Raw genomic sequence first — 16,877 nt, 5'->3', positions numbered from 1 at the left:
TCAGGGCGTCGGGGGGTCGCCATCGTACGCGTCCAGACCCTGGAAGAAATTGAGCATCGCGAACTTGAGTTTCTGGGGCTGGACGTCGACGAGTTCGGCGCGCTCCTCTGGAGGGAACGTCTCGTTGACGCTGTACTCGCCCATCTCGGTCCGACTGCGGGCGGTGTAGCGCCGGTCGAGCAGTGCGCGGACTCCGAAGTCGTCGGGCGAGCGCAACACCCGTCCGAGTGCCTGGCGGGTCTTCCTGACGGTCGGAATCTCGACCGCGTAGCGCCAGCCAGCGTCGTCGGCGCGGTCGCCGAAGGCCTCCGCGTAGGCGGTCTGGACGGCATCGGCCCGTTCGTCCAGATGCGGGTACGGGACGCCGACGACGGCGACAGTGCGAGCGTCGTCCCCGTCGAAACTGACGCCCTCCGCCAGGGTCCCCCACAGCGAGGTGAACATGACGGCGTCGTCCTCCGCGACGAACTCCGACCGTCGCTCCTCCACGGAGACCCCTGGCCGGTCGAGATACCGTCTCGAATCGGTCCGGTCGGCCAGCAGGTCGTGGTAGCGCTCGGCCTCGCTGTAACTCGGGAAGAAGAGCAGGGTGTTCCCGGGGGTGAACCGGATGGCGTCGGCCAGCGCGTCGGTGATGGTCCGCTGGACGGACTGGTCCTCTCGCTTGCTCGCGAACAGTGGGGGGACGTCGACGGCGAAGGTCCGTCGGCGGGACTCCGGGAAGCTCAACCCGTAGGCCATGGTCTCGGGGTCCTCGAGGCCGAGGACGTCCGCGAGCACGTCGAAGGGGCGCAACGTCGCGCTCATCAGGACCGACGCGTGCACCTGGTCGAACAGGGGCTCGGTGACGCGCCGCGGGATGCAGGTGTAGAGCTCCGCTCGACCGTAGACCTCGTCGCGCCCCTCGTCGCGGCGGACCGCGAGGGTGGGATACTGGCCGAGTTCGTCGCCCTCGGTCAGGTAGGCCTCGATGAAGACGCTCGCGGCGAGCGTCTGGCTCTCCGCGCGGGTGTTCGCCTCGCCGCGCTTGTACGCCTCCTCGTACTGTTTGTCGAGGTCGACGCCGATCTGCTGGGCGAGACGCAGGTCGTCCTCGATGTCCGGCCCCTCGTACCGCTGGAGGAAGGCGAGGGTGAGGTCGTCCCGCCCCTCGTCGTTCGCCACGGGGACGTCCTCCCAGTTCGGCCCGATGGCTTCGCGACCACCGAAGCCGAACGACTCGTCGTAGGTCTCGACGAGGCCGGCCCGAAATGGGCGGAACACGCGAAGGGCCGCCTCGGCCCGGGGGTCGTCCCGGTCGACCATCTCGTCGAGGGCGCCGTCGAGCGTTCGTTCGCTGAGCGTCCGCGTCGCGTGGTCGCGGGCCGCGTCCTCGACGTTGTGCGCCTCGTCGAAGACGGCCACTACCTCGGCGGGGTCCCGGCCGAGCCACCGGAAGAACTGCGTTCTAATCGACGGGTCGAGGAGGTGGTGGTAGTTCGCGACGGCGAGGTCGACGCCGTCCATCCCCTCCTTGAGCAACTCGTAGCCGCAGTAGCCCCGGTCGTCGGCGTAGTCGTAGATGTCCTCGGGGGTGCGGACGTCGTCGTAGAGCCACCCGAAGAAGGCGTCGCCCTCCCGGGTGACGTTGTTGTAGTAGTGCTCGCAGGTGTTCGCGGACTGGAGTTCTTCGATCTGGGCCTCGAGTTGATCGATCTCCTCGAGGACCGTCTGTCGGCTCTCTGCCGCCTCGCCGCTGCCCGCCTGGGAGCGTTCGAGCAACTCGCGCTCGCGCTCCCGGAGCTCTTCGAGTTCGGCCTGGGCGTCGACGAGGTCGTGAGTGTTGTCCCGGAGGACCTGACACTCCTCGTAGTCGACGTCGATGTGGCACATCGAGGACTTTCCCTTGAAGACGACCGCGTTGATGGGTCGCTGACCGTTGATCTCGCGGGCCTCGTGAATGAACTGGCGCATCTGCTGGTGGACGTTCGTCGTGATGACGACCGTCTTGTCGTTGGCCTGAGCATACGCCAGGGCTGGCGCGAGTGCCGCGAGCGTCTTCCCGGTCCCGCAGGCTCCCTCGAAGAGCACGTCGCGGCCCTCCTCGAGGGACTCGGCGATACGCTCCATCGCGGGCCCCTGGTTCTCGTAGGGCTCCGGCTTCGGGAAGAAACGGGGATAGTCGTCGGTTGCCACGTCGGTCCGTGATTGGACGGCTTGGGGTATAAACTGCGGGACTCGGGACCGCTCTCGGGACACGGCGTCGGAGCGCTCTCGATACTCGACTCCGGATCCCTCAGAATTCCGGTTCGATGTAGACCTTCGAGACGGCTTCGTCGTACTCGACGAGTGCGTCCTCGATGTCGGTGATGACGTCGTCCATCGATTCGGTGTCGAGATCCGATTCGAACTCGATGTCCGCGGTGACGAGGACGTCGTTGGGGCCGAAGTAGACGGTCCGGAAGTCGACGACGTCGGTGACTCCTTCCCACTCGGCGACGATCCGGCGGAGCGCGGTCTCGTCGGTCTTCGGGAGGCTCTCGCCCAGGAGGAGGCGCTTGTTCTCCCAGGCGAGCGCCACAGCGAAGCCCATCAACAGGAGACCGATGAGGAACGCGGCGGTCGCGTCGAACAGGGGATTGCCGGTCACTTGCGTACCGAGGATGCCGAAAAAGGCCAGACCCAGCCCCAGCAACGCGATGGTGTCCTCGGTGAACGCTGTCAGGGTCGTGACGTTGCTCGTCTTGCGGAACGCCTCGCGAAAGCCCGACCAGTCGTGGCGGCGGATGTCGACGACCATCGCCCGGTAGGCCTTCTTGAACGCGTACCCCTCGAAGACCATGGCTGCGAGGAGGACGGTGTAGTTGACCCAGACGGCGGGGAACGTACTCCCCAACACCGTGACGGTCCCGGTGAGCGCGGCGGACTGCCCCTCGAGGATGGCGTGGTAACCGTGTTTTGCGGACTCCCAGCCCGCGATGCCGAACAGCAACACGCTCACCAGGAAGCTGTAGAAGAACTGCGCCTTGCCGTAGCCGAAGGGGTGGGCTCGCGTCGCGTCCTGGGCGCCATACCGGATGCCCACGAGCAAGAACACCTGGTTGCCGGTGTCGGAGATGGAGTGGTAGGTCTCCGAGAGCATCGCCGGACTGCCGGTCAACAGGAAGCCGCCGAACTTCAGCACGGCGATGGCGGCGTTCGCGAACAGCGCGGCGATCACGACCGACGTGCTACTTGCCATCCATCCGGGCATTCGCGGGACCCCCACAAAACCGTTCGCCCGGGCGCAACGCATTCACGGCTCCGCCGCTGACCGTCTGCCATGATCGCGGTCGTCTCCGACACGCACGCGGATGGGGAGTACATCCTCGACGGGGCCGTCGCCCGGTCGGTTCGGCGGGCCGAGACCGTCGTCCACGCCGGCGACTTCACCAGCGAAGCTGCCCTGGAGGCCGTCCAGCGCGAATCCGACCGGCTGTACGCCGTCCACGGCAACGCCGACGATGCAACGGTCACCGAGCGCCTGCCGCCAGCCCGCGTCTTCGAGGAAGGCGGCGTTCGGTTCGCGGTGACGCATACCCAGCGGGGCGGGGAGATGGGACTCGTCTACTTCGGTCGGGAACGGGGGGCGGACGTCGTTATCTCGGGGCACACCCACCGACCGCTCGCGAAACGGGTGGAGGGCCTCCTCCTCGTCAATCCAGGGAGCCACGAGCAACCGCGGGGTGGGCATCGGACGTACGCCGAGCTGTCGGTCGAAAAGGGCAGTGTAGAAGGGGCGATCCGGACGACCGACGGGACTGCGGTGTCCCGGATCGCGGTGGAGGGCCGGTCGGCCAGTGGGGACGGCCAGTAGTGGGGCGTGGGACACGGGCGTCGCGGGTGTGGGCGGACCCGCGATGCCCTACCGAGACAATCGGGGCGCACTATCAAATACTCGACGTATGCTCAAACGCGCGTTGTAGTTACCCGGCGACCACCACTTCTCACCGCCGGGCGTACCACCAGAGGGCCGCCAGCCCGAGCACGAGCGCCCCGCCGACGAAGAACAGGAGTCCCGGTGGGAGGCTCGCGGCTCCCGACGCCGCCTCCGCCTGGTAGGTCGTGGTCTCTGCGACGGTCGTCGCGGCCTCCTCCTGGACTACCATCGCGCCGGCGTCCCCGCCCGAGGTGGTCTGTGGCGCGGTCGCACCGTCCCCGCCGCTCCCGGACGGGAGGAGTGCCCCGATACCGCCACCGAACAACTCCTGGACGGCGAGGCTGGCGACGGCGAGGATGCCGACGCCTCCGAGGAGACTCGAGAGCGCCGCGCGGACGTCGCTCCCCGCAGTATCCCCGCCGGCGAAGAGGACGACCGGGGCCCCGCTCGGGCCGAAGACGTTCATCTCCCGGCCCTTCGCGGAGTAGCGGGTGTCGACGACTTCGATCAGGTCGGCGTCGTCGAGTTTCTCGAGGTGGTACTGGGCGTTCTGCAGGGACGTCTCGGTACGGTCGGCGAGTTCGGAGGGCGTCGATGGCTGGTCGTGGATGGCCGCGAACAGCGAGCGGGCCGTCTCCGAGGAGAGCGCGGCGAGGACGTCCTCGGCGTCGTCCTCGTCCACGCCGATGACGCGGGGTTCGCCGTCGGGCGGCTCCGGCTCCGAACTGGAGGGCAAGAGGCCGGACATTACGTTCGAATCACGACGGCCCACTGTTTAATTGTTTTTCAAGCAAAACCGCGCGTGGCAGGCGTTCGACCCGAAACGGACGAAACGCCTTTGTCCCGCGACGGCCACCGATGGAGTATGGTACCCCTGGACCCGGCGTTTCTCTTCATCCTCGGCGCGCTGTTGCTGTTCGTCTTCTTTCTGTTTCTCATGATCCGGCGGACCCTCGTCGGCTTCCGCGAGGGGATGGACCGCGGGCGGGACTAGCGCGAGGCCAGCACGTCGTCGATGCGTTCGACGGCCGCGTCGATGTCGTCCGCGTCGACGTTCCAGTTCGTGGTGAACCGAAGGACGGTCCCGTCGCGGGGGACGCCGTAGACGTCGACCTCCTCGATCAGGTCGCGGAACTCGCTTGCATTCATCCCGGTGCCCTCGGTGTCCACCATCAGGATGTTCGTCTCCGGCTCCTGGACGGTGAGGCCGTCGATTTCGGCGAGTCCGTCGGCGAGGCGTTTCGCGTTCGTGTGATCCTCGGCGAGGTGGTCGCGGTTCTCGAGGGCGACGAGCCCGGGCCCCGCGATCATCCCGACCTGGCGCATCCCGCCTCCCATGAGCTTCCGGACCCGGCGAGCCTCCTCGATGAAGGCCTCGTCACCCGCGAGGAGCGACCCGACGGGGGCGCCCAGCCCCTTCGAGAGACAGAACATGACCGTATCGACCGAATCGGTGAACGCGGTCACGTCCACGTCGTGGGCCAGTGCCGCGTTGAAGAGGCGAGCGCCGTCGAGGTGGACCGGGATACCCAGCTCCCGACCAGCCTCGGCGGTCGCCGCGAGGTTCTCGGGCGAGATGGCGATGCCACCGCGGTAGTTGTGAGTGTTCTCGAGGGAGAGCAGCCCCGTGCCTGGCCGGTGGAGACTCTCCTCGACGTACCCCTCGCGGACCTGCTCGGGCGAGGGGATGCCCCGTGGACCGCCGTCGAGCGTGCGGACCTGCAGCCCGCTGTGATCGGCGAACCCGCCCAGCTCCCACCGGACGACGTGGCTCTCCGCCTCGACGAGGGCCTCCTGTCCGTGCTCGGTGTGTACACGGGCGGCGATCTGGTTGCCCATCGTCCCGGAGGGCACGAACAGCGCGGCCTCTTTGCCCACGATCTCGGCCGCTCGCGCTTCGAGTTCGTTCACGGTCGGGTCCATCCGGTAGACGTCGTCGCCGACCTCGGCGTCGGCAGCCGCCCGTCGCATCTCATCGCTCGGCAGGGTGACGGTGTCACTTCGCAGGTCGATCATGGTCTCATTCCGGCCGCTTCGCTATAAACGAATGGCGGTCGGGACTCCAGTTCGAAAATCGTATCCGCGCCGTCACCGCCCTAACACACATGGACCCACGCATCCGCCGCCACGCCGACGTCCTCGTCGATCACTCGACCGAGATCGAGGCCGGCGAGCGCGTCGTCGTCAGCGTCCCGCCCGCCGCCGAAGACCTCGCCGTCGCCATCTACGAACGCCTCGGCGAGATCGGTGCCCGCCCCGTCATGCTGTCGGGCGGCACCCCCATCGGGAGCGACCGCGCCACTCGCGGGTACCTCCGCGCCATCGAGGGCGACGCCATCCCCGACCCCGACCACGTCGAGGGCCTGTTCGCCGACACCGACGTCATCATCCGCGCCCGCGCGAACGAGAACGTGACCGAGAAGGGCGACGTCGAACCGGCCACCATGGCCGCCTTCAGCCGCGCCGCTGAGGCGGCCCGCTCGGAGATGCTCGACTCGCGCTGGGTACTCACCCAGTTCCCCACCCCCGCCAACGCCCAGCTCGCCGGGATGAGCACGGAGGGATACGAGAACTTCGTCTGGGACGCCATCGACAAGGACTGGGCGGCTCAGCGCGAGTTCCAGGCACAGCTCGTCGACCGATTGAACGAGGGCAGCGAGGTCCACATCGTCAGCGGCGAGACCACCGACGTCACCATGTCCATCGCGGGCAACGTCGCCATCAACGATTACGGTCGCCACAACATGCCCGCGGGCGAGGTGTTCACTGCTCCGGTCGTCGACTCCGTCCAGGGCGAGGTGCTCTTCGACAAGCCACTCTACCACCAGGGCCGCGAGGTCGAGAACGCCTATCTGGCGTTCGAGGAGGGCGAAGTCGTCGACTACGATGCCGACACGAACGAGGAGACCCTCGGCGAGGTCCTGGACACCGATGACGGATCGCGGTATCTCGGCGAACTCGGCATCGGCACGAACCGCGACATCGACCGGTTCACCTACAACATGCTCTTCGACGAGAAGATGGGCGACACCGTCCACATGGCCGTCGGCATGGCCTACGAGGAGTGCGTCGGCGAGGACAACGCGACCAACGAGAGCGCGACCCACGTCGACATGATCGTGGACATGGCCGAGGACTCCCGCATCGAGGTGGACGGCGAGGTCGTCCAGCGCAACGGGACCTTCTGGTTCGAGAACGGGTTCGAGGGGTAGCCACCGACTCGAGTCCTGGTTCTGGGCGAGGTCGTGCTGGCGGCCGACTGCCGCGACGAGGAGTCCGTCGTCGAACACGAGGTGGCGGTCACGGAGACCCGGGGACGTTCGGCTGGAGCCGGCAGTGCTTGGTGGCGGTCCTGCGAGCGAGCGGGGAGAGAACCATCTGGAGGCGAAACATTCGCCGATAGATGAGTGGTCTGGTGTCTTCCTTGCGGTGATGTCGACAACACCGGTCTCAGTCATTTCCGATATCCGCGGCGATCGTCTCGGCTCGGTGTCGATCCCAGTCTAACACCCGCCAGTCGAACCGCGGTTCGCGAAATCATATCATCGACTAATGTATATCTAGTATTCGATTTAATCACGGCCAATATTGGCAGGCGCTCCGACCGAACGGGGTGTGACCTGTCGATGTGGCGTACTGCCGGCTACCCGCGAACCGACCGAATCCAGCTGCGTCGATGGTCAGTCCTTCGCCGGTTCTCACCAGGTGGGCGGAGAACCGGAACAGGGCCCGATAGATTCCCATTTATCGGTCCTGAGCGAACGTATCCCGTCGTGAAATCAGGCAGTTCGTCGTCTATACGATCGAATTTTGCGCCGAATACCGTCATTTCGTGGCGGAGAGCCACCAGTCACCGATACGAACGTCCGAGCAACGAGACGACAAGGCCGTGCATTCGATAACCGGTCACGGAACGTCGTCTGTCGCTGTGGATCTCGACGGGTGGTGCCCCCGAGAGCGAACCGACTCGGAGATGACTCGGGCAGACAGTCTCCCGTCCCCGGGGAACCTGGTCCATCTATTTCCGGATTTCTACCCGCACGGAAATCGGCCGGTCTGGTATAACAGATATTCGATATGATCATGAACAACTCTGATTTTATATTATTATTTTCTGCGATCGTTGCGTTTCGGCAGAACGAACGAAACCGTGTAGTCGCTCCGGCCACCACCGTTCGTATGCTCGATCTGAGCGAGTCGCTCGGCGTCTCGCGATCCACGATGTGGGTCGGTCTCGGCATCTTTCACGCTCTGCTCGGAACGCGCTTTCTCGGTGGGGCGTCGACGATCACCGCGGCGGTCCTGTACGTGGTCGCGATCTGGATGACCCTCCGGGGGCTCCGTGGCTACCGTGCGGGCGCGTCTCAGAGCCAGAGATGAACGGTAGTGGTGAGTTGCCAGAGTCCCGCGGCCACGATCACGATACCGGCCAGCTGCTCGACCCGGTTGGCGTAGGCGGGGATCGATCCCGCGCCTATGTCGTGGCCGATCCCGACCAGGATCGTCGCGACGAATAGGGGGATCGCGAGCCCGAGCCCGAAGGCGGCCGTGGCGGTCACGGTCCCGACCGGCGACGTTGCTGCACCGAGGACCACGGCGAAAAAGAGCGGGGCGAAACAGCTTGTCGCCGAGACGGCGTAGCCGGTGCCGAATAGCGCGAATCCCGCGACGCTCGTGCGTCGCTCGGGGAGCTGAACGTGCAGCGTCGGAAACCGGTTCACGAGCAGGAGGACGCCGATTCCGACCAGGGCCAGTCCGACCAGTGGCTCGAGCGCGTAGACCGCCCGGACGATCGAACGGCCGAGGGCGAAGACCAGAGCCGCGATCCCGCCGAACGCGAACAACACCCCCACGCTTCCCGCCAGTCCCCGGAGCGCGGCCCCAGCGAGCGGCGTCTCCTCGTCGACGGTTCGTGTATAGTAGCCTACGTACCCAGGGAGCAGCGGGAACGCACAGGGGGCGAAGAAGGTCGCGAGGCCCGCGGAGAACGCCGAGAGGGTCGACGAGGCCCCCCCGATCATCGCGTCGCCTCCGCGAGCCCCTCCCGGATCGCGTCGGTCTCCGCAACCCCGGCGTGGGACCACTCCACACGCCCCACCCCATCGAGCAAGACGAGGGTTGGAAGGCGCTCCACCCCCAGCGCGTTCGCGAGGGCGCCGTCGTCGATGCCGACCGGCCACGGTCCGCCGTGACTCGCCCACCATTCGCGGAGATCCGCCCGAGTAAACTCCTCACCGATGGGCTGGGTGGTCACCGAGACGAACGAAGCTGCGGACGGCGCATCCGCGACGACCGGTTCCAGTGCATCGATCTGTCGCGTACAGCCCGAACAGTACGTCGAGAAGAAATCGACGAGGGTCAGGCCGTCAGCGGTGGGGATAGATTGCGAGGTCCACCCCGAATCCCCGAGCACCGGGATCGAATGGGCTTCGACGCGGGTCGTCCCCAGCGGTCCGCGCGTAAACGCGTATCCTCCCGCGAGGGCGGCGAGTGCGCCCGCTCCACCGAGGAGGTACTCCCGCCGATTCATACCCGACGGTTGGAACTCATTTGCCATTACGTTCACGGTCGGGTGGCGAGATGCGCACGTAGACGTCGCTCTCGCAGTGTGGACAGAACTCGTGCATCGCGTCGTCCCCCCCATCGAAAGTGGCCGAGATCGTCGCCGATGCCCCGGTCGATCGACGAACAGGAAATCGGCCGTCACAGTTGGGACAGGTCACGAGACCGACCGCCCCGCCTCGCCCCGTCTCGCGCTTCCAGCCCGCCGCACTCAGCCGGGACTGATCTCGCTCCCGTTTGGTCGCGATGTCTTCACGTGAGACGCCGAACATGGATTCGGCGTAGGGAGCGTGCGCGGCGGGTAGCGTCGGCGAGCGACGAGCGACGACCAGGAGGAGACGATCACGCGAGTCGATCGACGCGAGAACGTCGGCGTCGATGGCCCAGCGGACGAAGGCCGCACCGCGACGTTCGACGGCGGCCGCGTCCGGATCGAAGGACGCCGCGACGTCTGCGATGGCGTGCCCGAGTGCGGTCCAGAGGAGTTCGCCCTCGGCCTGCCGTCGTTTGAAGACGGCCAACTGGTAAGCGCGCTTTGCCTCGATTGCGGCGCTGTACTCCTGTGCTTCCATCGCCTCCTCGAACGCTTCTCGGTGTGCAGAGGCGGTATCCCGCCGATCGCGGATCGTCTCGAGGACGTCGGTCGGCGGCCCGTCGTCGAACCATGGCGGGTCGCGGTTCATGGTCGAACGACGACTTCCAGTCGCCTAACGGTTGTCCCATCGATCAACCGGTGTTTAAGTTCGCCGCGGACGAACCGTCGACCGATGAAGCTCGTCGCCGACGAGGTGTCGAAGCGGTTCGGCCCCTTCACCGCGGTCGACGGCGTCTCGCTGTCCGTCCGGACGGGCGAATCCGTGGCAATACTCGGCCCGAACGGCTCGGGGAAGACGACCCTGCTCCGGATGCTCGCCGGTCTCGCCACCCCCAGTTCGGGGACCGTCGCGGTCGATGGCGTCGACCAGTACAGTCGATCGGGGCGGGCCGACGGGTCGATCGGGTATCTCTCCCACGAATCGATGCTCTACGACGACCTGACCGCGCGGGAGAACCTCGCGTTTCACGCCCGGCTCCTCGGCGTCGACGCCGAACGGGTCGGGGCGGTCCTCGAGACCGTCGATCTCGCCGATCGGGCCGACGGCTTTCCCCGGGAGTTCTCCCACGGGATGCAAAAACGGCTGTCCTTCGCCCGGGCGTTGCTCGCGGATCCAGCGGTCCTGCTTCTGGACGAACCGTTCACGGGGCTCGACCAGCACTCGCGCGCCACACTGCGATCGATGATGGCCGACCGGACGGTCGTGCTGGTCAGCCACGAGCAGGACCTCAGTGCCCGACTCTGTGAGCGATATCTCGTCCTCGACGAGGGGCGGATCGTCGCTCGGATCGAGGGCCCGGTCGACGGCCCCGAGACGCTTCGGAATCGGTATCGGGAGGTCGTCGCGTGATCGCGGACGCCCGCCGGTACGCTCGCGTGGTCTGGGCCGTCGCCGCGAAGGACTTCCGATTGGAGGCGCGGGCGAAACGCGCGTTGCCCATGGCGGCGGCACTCTCGCTGCTCGTCGTGGTCGTCTTCGCGTTCGCCTTCGACGGCCGCCATCACGCCGGTGCCGTCTGGGTCGCGTTCGTGTTCGCCGGCACCCTGGGGGTGATGCAGAGCGTCGGCATCGAGGGTGAAAACGGCGCTCTCGACGGATTGCTGTTGGCTCCCGTCCCGTACTCGGCCATCTACGTGGGCAAAGTTTTGAGCGGGGCCGTGTACGTCTCGCTCGTCGGTCTGTTCACCGTACTGGCGACCCGCGTGTTCCTCGGGACGGCGCCGGCGGCCCCGATCCCCGTCCTCGTTCTCGTCGTCGTGCTGTTCGCCGTCGGGTTCGCCGCCGTCGCGGTGGTGATCGCCTCGATGACGATCTACACCTCGATCAGCGATCTGCTCGTTCCCGTGTTACTCGTTCCGCTCATTATCCCGGCGCTACTGGCGGGCATCGCGCTGTTCGGTGCCGAGGGCTGGAACTGGCTCACCGTCCTCGCCGGCTACGACGGAATCGTGTTCACGGGCGGCCTGCTGGTGTTCGAAGAACTGGTCGCCTGATCGAGCGCTCACCCGGCGCTCGCCGATGGATTCGCGGTCGTCGTGGCCGTCGCGGTGGTGGCGTCTGTATCGTTCGCGGTCGTCGCCTCGGCAGTCACTTCGGGGGCGGTCACGTCGACGGACGTCCCGTAATCCGCGATCGCGATGTCGTATTGTTCGGCGAGTTCGACCGTCTCGTTCCCGCTCTGGACCGTCCCGCGGACGATCCCGTCGGCCTCGAGCAGACGATGGGTGTCGGTCGCCACGTAATATCGGTATGTCACCTCGGTCACCTGGAGGGGCTGGTCTCCGAGTTGCCGGTCCTGTTCTGTCGCATATACCGATTCGTTCACGTCGGCGTAGAGGACGTACGCCTCGGTGCCGTCGATCGTGGTCGTGTTCGTCACCACGACCGTCGCGTTTTCGAGCATCCGTGTTTGCCGGGCGAGCGGGTCGAGGCTCCGCAAGGTGGAATCGCTGATGGACGACCGCTGCCAGTCGCCGTCGGAATCGTGGTGCTGGGCGTCGTAGGACTGATAGAGTGCTCCGTCGACCACGCGGAGTCGCGTCTCGACGGTCTGCATGTGTCCCGTCGTATTCTCGTGGAGCCGTAGCGACCGGGACTCCCGGTCGACGACCCCCTGGGAGGTAACCTTCGACTCGATCGAATCCCCCGGCATCCGGAGGGTTCGCTCTACGGTCCCGTTGAGCCGGTAGCTATCGACTGCGGCAAGCGATCGAACCGTCTCCCGCTTCACCGCCGCGTCGTCGACGCCGTCCATCGACGTGGGTTCCGACTCGAACAGCGTCCACTCATCGCCGTCATCGGCCGATTCGTCAGTCGTCGATCCCTGCTCTTCGGATACCGTCGTCGTCCCGGTCGACGGGTCGGCGGGGCCCCCGCCCGCACACCCGGCCAGGATCACCAGCGCGACGACGGCGATACTCGCGGCTCGCGCTCGATTCATCGCGTAGTCCAAGGGTCGCCGCTCAATAAGAACTTGTGGTCCCTATCGGGGCCTTTTTGCCGGCGTCGGCCGACCATCGAGTATGCAGCCATCGTCAGCACTGCAGTCGCGTCTCTCGGGGTACGGCGCGATGCTCGCACTCGCCGCGCTCGGTGTCATGGGACTTGCGGCAACGATCCTCGCCCAGCTGACCTTCGTCTCGGGCGTTCGCACGGGTCTGCTACGGCAGGCCCTCCTGAGTCAGCTGGCCGCCCCCGCGGTGATAGTCGTCGTGGGCGCTCTCGCTGGCGCCGCGGTGGCAGATCACACCGGCTTTCACTCCATCGTCCACGAGTGGGGGCGGTCGGGGGCATTCGAGGTACCCGACGGGCGCGCCTGGGTGCTCGGCGGCGGCGCGGGGCTCGTCGTCGGGTTCGTCGTGCTCGCCGAGAACCTGGCGTCCGGCGTGCCGCTGGGCACCGGGGCCCGTAGCCCGCTGGCGTACGCCCTCGCAGCGATCGGGCGGCTCGTGTACCTCGGTGTGGGCCAGGAACTGGTCCTCCGCTGGGGGCTGGTCTCCCTGGTGGCGTCCTTTGGGTTCGGGTGGTTCGACGTCGCGAATTCCGACTCCTCCGGGCGAACGGTTGCAATCGGGTCGATCGCCGTCGTCGCCATCGGGGCCGCACTGCTCATGGCCCCCGCTCCGGGTGCCGTCGGGGCGGCGACCGCCGCCCGGGTCTTCGTTGTGAACGCGGTTCCGGGACTGGTGTTCGGCTGGCTGTTCTGGGCGTACGCGCTAGAGGTCGCCATGGTCGGCCACGTGATGGCCCACCTGCCGATAGTCCTGGCCTCACTCCTGCGCTGAATCGCCGGTCTCGGCGAGGTCAGTCCACCCCGGCCGCTCGATCTCCACGTCAGCCTCGGTCGTCACGTCGTATCGGAAGGTCGTCTCCCGGTCGATTCCCTGCGACGTCCGCGTAAAGGAGACGTTCATCGACCGGATCGTCCCCCCGGTGTCCACGAGGACCGTGCCGTTCGCCGCCTCCGTCGTCGACCCGATGCGGGGACTGCTCACGTTCGTCACGCGGTAGACGACGAGTTCGGTCCCGTTCTCGACCCTGACCTCGGTGGCGTTGAGGGAGAGGTCGGCCAGCATCGTCACGAACGTCTCGCGGTCGGCGTACACCGGCCGGGAGAACGACTCGTTTCGTCGCTCGTATTCGGACTCTTGAGCGGACGAGGTCCGTACGTAAACGGCGCCGTCGACGTGATAGCGTTCGTAACCCTGGGTCTCGGTGGCTGCCCGTTGATCGACCTCGACGTGATAACGACGGTCGTCCGGCCGTACGGAGACGTTTCCGGTAGTCGTCACCGCGCCGCGCGCATCGATCTGTCTGAGCCGAAACGCGACCCGGTAGGGTTCCTCGAGCGACTGGCGGTGGGTCTCGGAGGCCGTCTCGGTGTCGGTGATCCCCTCCTGACCGAATCCGTCCGGGTAGTCGACGGACTCGGGGTCCGGCGCGTCCGTGGTCGGCTCGCCCGCACAGCCCGCGAGCAAACCCAGGACAAGGAGGGCGACCAGGGCCACGTCCCGCACCGGTCACTCACCCCCGTGACGGCTCCGTGGGGTCGCGGCGGCGAGCATCGCCCCGCCGAGGAGCAATAGCACGATGCCGAAGCGGACCACGCTCATCAGCGGCACTTCCTTGACGAGGATGTAGACTACCGGCATGCCCCCGGTGAACTGCACCTGCTTGGCCGCGACGTACGTGTCCGAGAACAGACCGCGGTCCACGTATGGGTTCGCGACGGCCCCGTAGGTGAGATACGTCTCGACGTCCGTGGAGCCGACAGCAAGGGTCTCGTTCCCTTGAGAGACGACGAACTCGACCTCGCGGTCGCTCGCACGGCTGTCCGGGACGATCGCCCCGGTCGGTTGCGTGCCGACGAACATGCCGTCGGTCCGCACGAAGGTCATCTCGTCCATCGACCGGTTGATGGTTCCCTGGGCGTAGATCGGCACGCCCTCGACGCTCGTGTTGTTACCGGCCGGCCCGACGTCGACCCACACGGAGGAGTTGTCGAGCTGCGCGATTCCGGTACCGTCCTCTATCCGCAGGTCCGTGATGGATCCGTAGACGATCTGATCGCCGCTGGCCGATTCGGGGAGCGAATCGGCCCGGTAGGCCCTGTCGTCGATTCGATCGAGGACCGCCTCGCGTTCGACCGCCGAGAGCGACAGGTCGCTTTCGATGTAGTCGCTGGAGTAGTTCTCGACCGCGACGGTGTACGGCGATTCGTCCAGGGTCACGCCGTCCTCGTGACCCATCGAGACTGCCGGAACCATGCCGGACCCGGAGACCGCGAACATGTAGGTGAACGGCGTCGCGAGCACGATCACCGCCAGCCCGATGTGGACGAGACCGACGCCCCCCAGGGTCAGCTGGCGGTCGCGATCGGGCAGCGACGGCAGTCGGACGGCGAGCCTGGAGAGCGTCGCGCCGATGGCATAGGCGGCCGGCGGAAACAGGGATAACGCGTTGAGGCTCCCGACGAGACCGTAGTACCCGCCCGTCTTCGCCGGGTTGAACTGCCACTCGGAGAGCGGAATCACGGCGGCCACGAGGGACAACACGACGACGGCCCCGAGCAGCCGACCGGCGTCCTCGCCTCTGACGTCGAAATCATTGTAAAAGCCGATCGCGAGCAACACGACGACCACGAGGGGAAAACTCCACATGTTGTAGAAGTCGACGCCCACGCTAACCTCCGGGCCTCCGAGGAGCGTCTGTAGCAGGGGGAAGGTGATCCCCCAGAACGAGACGAACGTGAGCAAGCCGATAGTGAGGATTCCAGCGTAAAGCAGCCGGTGGTGGGAGAGTATCCCCGTCGTTTCCGTTTGCGATTCCGGCCGTCGAATCCAGACGTAGAAGGGCAGTCCCACGCCGATGGCGAGGGACACCGCCAGCAAGACGACCAGCACTGTCGGGGAGCCGCTGGCGAAGGAGTGGAGATCCGACGTGCCCGACTGGGTAATCACCCGCGCGAAGATGGCACTCGGCAAGGTGAGGGTTGCCATCGCGGGAGCAAGGACGGGATTCGCCCCACGTAACCGGTAGTTGGAGACGGCGTGCATCGCGGCCGTCACGAACAACCAGGTCACGAGGATCGCGGTTTCGACGGGGTCCCAGGCCCAGAGACCGCCCCAGCCGAGGGTCGTGTACGACCAGAGGGCGCCGAGTGCCACGGCGGCGGTGAGAAACCACCAGGCGAGGCGGAGCCATCGGGTCGCCTCGGGAAGCCTCTGCTCGAAGATTCCGTCCCGGCCACGGCTCTTCCGAATGAAGTGGGCCGCCCCGATCGCGAACGGGACTGTCGTCAGCGCGTAGCCTGCGAAGGTCACTGGCGGGTGGATTATCATGTACGGGCTCTTCAACAGCGGATTCAGCCCCACAGGACCGAACGCCGTCCCACGCCCACTGATGTCCAGGGCGGTAAAGGGCGTACGGGTAATCGAGTACGCCAGGATGACCGTCGCCACGGTCGTCACGATGGCTGCGACGAGGCGTTCGTCGGCGGTTTCCACCCCGGAGCGGACGACCCAGTACGCGATGAGCGCCACCAGGGTCGCCCAGAGCAACAGCGACCCCTCGACGCCCGCGTAGACACCGGTGATCCGGTAGAGCGTCGAGAGATAGTCGGCGGTGTGGTTCCAGACGTATCCGTTCGTGTAGTCGGTGACGAGGAACTGATTGACGAGGTAGAACAGCGCAAGCACCGCCAGGAGACTCGCCGTGCCGAGCAAGTAGACGCCGTATCGGGCGTACTCGGCCTCCCGGTTCGCGTACCAGAGGGCGATCACCGCACCGAATCCCGCTACCGCCGCGCCGTACTGTAATGCTGTGCCGATCATAACTTAGGGGTCACTCGCGTTCTCGTGAGCCCGGTCGAGCCGCTCGTCGAGGTCGTCCACCGCGACCGGGTTGATGGTCGTTACCTTCGTCCCGTCTGGGGCGATCACGACGAGCGTCGGCGTGGCCGAGACGCCGTACTGCTCCGCAGTGGATTCGGAGCCAAGGTCGGTCTCCGCGAGCACGTACGCGTCAAGGGCCGCCGGTCGGTCCTCCGCGAGACGGGCGCCGAAGTCCTCACAGGCCCCGCAATCGTCCATCCAGACGTACAATAGGAGTGGCGTCTCCGTCTCGTTCGCCTCCGTCAGTGCCGCGTCGACGTCGCTTTCCCAGTCGATACCGCCGTGCCTGTCGGCTTCTCCCGAGAGCATCGTCATGGAGGTGCCGATGGCCAGGACGAGCAGCACTGCGACGAAACCGCCGGTCAACACTAGTTTTCGATTCATATCTCTACGTCGTCGGCGTGAAGACTCGCCACTGCCGACTCGTGT

General features: G+C 66.5%; 18 protein-coding genes. 7 read left to right on the top strand and 11 right to left on the bottom strand.

What is annotated here, in order from left to right:
* On the bottom strand, positions 1-2,175 hold the full coding sequence (locus HSRCO_RS14185) for an ATP-dependent DNA helicase (RefSeq protein ID WP_259518296.1): 2,175 nt from the start codon (positions 2,173-2,175) through the stop codon (positions 1-3).
* Positions 2,176-2,275: 100 nt separating this feature from the next.
* Complete coding sequence (locus tag HSRCO_RS14180) at positions 2,276-3,220, bottom strand: cation diffusion facilitator family transporter (protein ID WP_259518295.1); 945 nt, start codon at positions 3,218-3,220, stop codon at positions 2,276-2,278.
* 81 nt (positions 3,221-3,301) lie between these two features.
* On the opposite strand from HSRCO_RS14180, the gene HSRCO_RS14175 reads away from it, so the two are divergent.
* Positions 3,302-3,835, top strand: a complete 534-nt coding sequence (locus tag HSRCO_RS14175) for a metallophosphoesterase (RefSeq protein WP_259518294.1) — start codon at positions 3,302-3,304, stop codon at positions 3,833-3,835.
* A gap of 130 nt (positions 3,836-3,965) precedes the next feature.
* On the opposite strand, the gene HSRCO_RS14170 is transcribed toward HSRCO_RS14175, so the two are convergent.
* Positions 3,966-4,646, bottom strand: a complete 681-nt coding sequence (locus HSRCO_RS14170; protein WP_259518293.1) for a helix-turn-helix domain-containing protein — start codon at positions 4,644-4,646, stop codon at positions 3,966-3,968.
* Between the two features lie 117 nt (positions 4,647-4,763).
* Here HSRCO_RS14170 and HSRCO_RS14165 point away from each other — a divergent pair, with 117 nt between their 5' ends.
* The gene (locus HSRCO_RS14165; RefSeq protein WP_259518292.1) at positions 4,764-4,892 is read left to right on the top strand and encodes a hypothetical protein; all 129 of its coding nucleotides are present in this window, start codon (positions 4,764-4,766) and stop codon (positions 4,890-4,892) included.
* Here HSRCO_RS14165 and HSRCO_RS14160 read toward each other — a convergent pair.
* The gene (locus HSRCO_RS14160) at positions 4,889-5,914 is read right to left on the bottom strand and encodes a low specificity L-threonine aldolase (protein WP_259518291.1); all 1,026 of its coding nucleotides are present in this window, start codon (positions 5,912-5,914) and stop codon (positions 4,889-4,891) included. The two genes, HSRCO_RS14165 and HSRCO_RS14160, sit on opposite strands and share 4 nt — an antisense overlap.
* 89 nt (positions 5,915-6,003) lie before the next feature.
* Here HSRCO_RS14160 and HSRCO_RS14155 point away from each other — a divergent pair, with 89 nt between their 5' ends.
* Positions 6,004-7,110, top strand: coding sequence for an aminopeptidase (locus HSRCO_RS14155; protein WP_259518290.1), 1,107 nt, complete (start codon positions 6,004-6,006; stop codon positions 7,108-7,110).
* 967 nt (positions 7,111-8,077) lie between these two features.
* Positions 8,078-8,278, top strand: coding sequence for a hypothetical protein (locus HSRCO_RS14150; protein ID WP_259518289.1), 201 nt, complete (start codon positions 8,078-8,080; stop codon positions 8,276-8,278).
* Here HSRCO_RS14150 and HSRCO_RS14145 read toward each other — a convergent pair.
* The 3 genes from HSRCO_RS14145 to HSRCO_RS14135 are packed head-to-tail and all read right to left on the bottom strand — an operon-like array spanning position 8,263 to position 10,143.
* The gene (locus tag HSRCO_RS14145; protein WP_259518288.1) at positions 8,263-8,919 is read right to left on the bottom strand and encodes a cytochrome c biogenesis CcdA family protein; all 657 of its coding nucleotides are present in this window, start codon (positions 8,917-8,919) and stop codon (positions 8,263-8,265) included. The genes HSRCO_RS14150 and HSRCO_RS14145 overlap by 16 nt on opposite strands.
* Positions 8,916-9,428 (bottom strand): TlpA disulfide reductase family protein, encoded by a 513-nt coding sequence (locus HSRCO_RS14140; RefSeq protein ID WP_259518287.1) that lies wholly within the window; start codon positions 9,426-9,428, stop codon positions 8,916-8,918. The genes HSRCO_RS14145 and HSRCO_RS14140 overlap by 4 nt, the downstream gene beginning before the upstream one ends.
* A 16-nt stretch (positions 9,429-9,444) precedes the next feature.
* Positions 9,445-10,143 carry a hypothetical protein gene (locus HSRCO_RS14135; RefSeq protein WP_259518286.1) on the bottom strand — a complete coding sequence of 233 codons (699 nt, stop codon included), beginning with the start codon at positions 10,141-10,143 and terminating at the stop codon, positions 9,445-9,447.
* 84 nt (positions 10,144-10,227) lie between these two features.
* Between HSRCO_RS14135 and ccmA the strand changes: the two genes are divergently transcribed.
* Both ccmA and HSRCO_RS14125 read left to right on the top strand, forming a co-directional pair.
* Entirely contained in the window at positions 10,228-10,905 is a 678-nt protein-coding gene (gene ccmA / locus HSRCO_RS14130) for a heme ABC exporter ATP-binding protein CcmA (protein WP_259518285.1), read from the top strand.
* Positions 10,902-11,549, top strand: a complete 648-nt coding sequence (locus tag HSRCO_RS14125) for a heme exporter protein CcmB (RefSeq protein WP_259518284.1) — start codon at positions 10,902-10,904, stop codon at positions 11,547-11,549. Before ccmA ends, HSRCO_RS14125 begins: the two co-directional genes overlap by 4 nt.
* Positions 11,550-11,557: 8 nt before the next feature.
* Here the strand turns inward: HSRCO_RS14125 and HSRCO_RS14120 are convergent, their stop codons facing one another.
* Positions 11,558-12,496, bottom strand: a complete 939-nt coding sequence (locus HSRCO_RS14120) for a hypothetical protein (RefSeq protein ID WP_259518283.1) — start codon at positions 12,494-12,496, stop codon at positions 11,558-11,560.
* Positions 12,497-12,578: 82 nt separating this feature from the next.
* Between HSRCO_RS14120 and HSRCO_RS14115 the strand changes: the two genes are divergently transcribed.
* On the top strand, positions 12,579-13,340 hold the full coding sequence (locus HSRCO_RS14115; protein WP_259518282.1) for a hypothetical protein: 762 nt from the start codon (positions 12,579-12,581) through the stop codon (positions 13,338-13,340).
* Here HSRCO_RS14115 and HSRCO_RS14110 read toward each other — a convergent pair.
* The 3 genes from HSRCO_RS14110 to HSRCO_RS14100 are packed head-to-tail and all read right to left on the bottom strand — an operon-like array spanning position 13,326 to position 16,832.
* Positions 13,326-14,072: a hypothetical protein gene (locus tag HSRCO_RS14110; protein WP_259518281.1), complete on the bottom strand. Its 747-nt coding sequence runs from the start codon at positions 14,070-14,072 to the stop codon at positions 13,326-13,328. The genes HSRCO_RS14115 and HSRCO_RS14110 overlap by 15 nt on opposite strands.
* 3 nt (positions 14,073-14,075) lie before the next feature.
* The gene (gene ccsA, locus HSRCO_RS14105; protein WP_259518280.1) at positions 14,076-16,388 is read right to left on the bottom strand and encodes a cytochrome c biogenesis protein CcsA; all 2,313 of its coding nucleotides are present in this window, start codon (positions 16,386-16,388) and stop codon (positions 14,076-14,078) included.
* A 3-nt stretch (positions 16,389-16,391) separates the two neighbouring features.
* Positions 16,392-16,832, bottom strand: a complete 441-nt coding sequence (locus tag HSRCO_RS14100; protein WP_259518279.1) for a thioredoxin family protein — start codon at positions 16,830-16,832, stop codon at positions 16,392-16,394.
* Positions 16,833-16,877 lie beyond the last annotated feature (45 nt).

Origin of the sequence: Halanaeroarchaeum sp. HSR-CO (genome assembly GCF_024972755.1) — an archaeon.
GTDB lineage: Archaea > Halobacteriota > Halobacteria > Halobacteriales > Halobacteriaceae > Halanaeroarchaeum.
The sequence above is the reverse complement of the archived record's forward strand: the minus strand, read 5'-3'. Positions and strand labels throughout refer to the sequence as shown.